Source organism: Pseudomonas sp. BS-2016 (assembly GCF_001806145.1).
In the GTDB taxonomy this organism is placed as follows: Bacteria; Pseudomonadota; Gammaproteobacteria; order Pseudomonadales; family Pseudomonadaceae; genus Aquipseudomonas; species Aquipseudomonas lundensis.
Window position 1 is genome coordinate 1 of sequence record NZ_MLCT01000134.1, and the last position, 1,921, is coordinate 1,921.

Annotated in this window: 2 protein-coding genes; both read left to right on the forward strand. The window is 61.2% G+C overall.

The features are described 5' to 3' along the window. The coding region (murJ, locus tag BKD70_RS23020; protein ID WP_070415469.1) for a murein biosynthesis integral membrane protein MurJ at positions 1-1,014 on the forward strand (1,014 nt) is incomplete at its 5' end. Positions 1,015-1,133: 119 nt separating this feature from the next. Further along, positions 1,134-1,921 (forward strand): bifunctional riboflavin kinase/FAD synthetase (ribF, locus tag BKD70_RS23025; RefSeq protein WP_070415470.1); only part of this gene is annotated, 788 nt, incomplete at its 3' end.

The window sequence follows — 1,921 nt, forward strand, 5'->3', positions numbered from 1 at the left end:
CTGTTCCTTACCCCGTATTTCGATCCACCCGTCATGGCCCTGGGCTGGGCAGTCCTGGCCGGCGGGCTGGCACAGTTGCTGTACCAACTGCCACACCTGAAGAAAATCGGCATGCTTGTACTGCCGCGCTTGAACCTCAAGGATTCCGGCGTCTGGCGCGTGATGCGCAACATGCTGCCGGCGATCCTCGGGGTGTCGGTCAGTCAGATTTCCCTGATCATCAACACCGCGTTCGCCTCGTTGCTGGTGTCCGGCTCGGTGTCGTGGATGTACTACGCCGACCGCCTGATGGAATTGCCATCCGGTGTGCTGGGCGTGGCGTTGGGCACGATCCTGCTGCCGACCCTGGCGCGTACATACGCCAGCAAGGATCGCCAGGAATACTCACGCATACTCGATTGGGGCCTGCGCCTGTGCTTTCTGCTGGTGTTGCCGTGCGCCCTGGCCCTGGGCATCCTCGCCGAGCCGCTGACGGTCTCGCTGTTTCAATACGGGCAGTTCGACGCCCATGACGCCTTGATGACCCAGCATGCGTTGGTCGCCTACTCTGTCGGCCTGCTCGGCATTATCGTGATCAAGGTGCTGGCGCCCGGCTTCTATGCCCAGCAAAACATCCGCACGCCGGTGAAAATCGCGATTTTTACCCTGGTTGTCACGCAACTGCTCAACCTGGTGTTTATCGGCCCGTTGGCCCACGCCGGCCTGGCCTTGGCGATCAGCGCGGGGGCATGCATAAACGCAGGTCTGCTGTTTTACCAATTGCGCAAAAAACAGATGTACCAGCCGCAGCCAGGCTGGGGGGTGTTTGCGCTCAAGTTGCTGGTGGCGGTAGCAGCGATGTCGGTTGTGCTGTTTGGCCTGATGCACATCATGCCGGCCTGGGGCCAAGGCAATATGCTGGAGCGCTTCATGCGCCTGGGCGCATTGGTAGTGGCGGGCGTGGTGGTGTACTTCGGGATGTTGCTGTTGCAGGGTTTCCGCCTGCGTGATTTCAATCGCAAGTCGTTGGGATAGAGAGTTTGCCGCGATAAAACGGTTGTTTTATCGATTCGATCCATTTGGCCTGCGCTGTTGCCTGTCGTCCGGGGCTGGGTGTGGTTATAATCGACCACTTTATGAGCAAGAAGCGCGTTATGCAGCTGGTTCGAGGTCTCCACAACCTGCGCCCCGAGCATCGGGGCTGCGTCGCCACTATTGGCAACTTTGACGGTGTTCACCGTGGCCACCAGGCTATCCTGGCTCGGCTGCGCGAGCGTGCGGTCGAGTTGGGCGTGCCCAGCTGCGTGGTGATTTTTGAGCCACAACCGCGGGAGTTCTTTACTCCGGAAACGGCGCCGGCACGCTTGGCGCGCTTGCGGGACAAGTTGCAGCTGTTGGCGGAGGAGGGCGTGGACCGTGTCCTCTGCCTGGCATTCAACCAGCGTTTGCGCAGCCTCAGCGCCGCCGAGTTCGTCGACCGCATCCTGGTGGACGGCTTGGGTGTGCAGCACCTGGAGGTCGGCGACGACTTCCATTTCGGTTGTGACCGGGTCGGGGATTTCGATTTCCTGCAACATGCCGGTGTGAATCAGGGTTTCACTGTCGAGGCCGCGCAAACCGTCGAACTGGACGGCCTGCGCGTGAGCAGCACCCAGGTGCGTAACGCCCTAGCCGCCGCCGACTTCGACCTGGCCGAGCGTTTGCTCGGCCGCCCGTTCCGCATTGCCGGACGGGTATTGCACGGCCAGAAGCTGGCGCGCCAATTGGGCACGCCAACCGCAAACGTGCAACTCAAGCGCCGTCGTGTGCCGCTGACCGGGGTTTACCTGGTAAGTGTCGACATCGATGGCCAATCGTGGCCGGGAGTCGCCAATATAGGCGTCAGACCCACGGTTGCAGGTGATGGCAAGGCCCACCTGGAAGTTCACCTTTTGGATTTTGC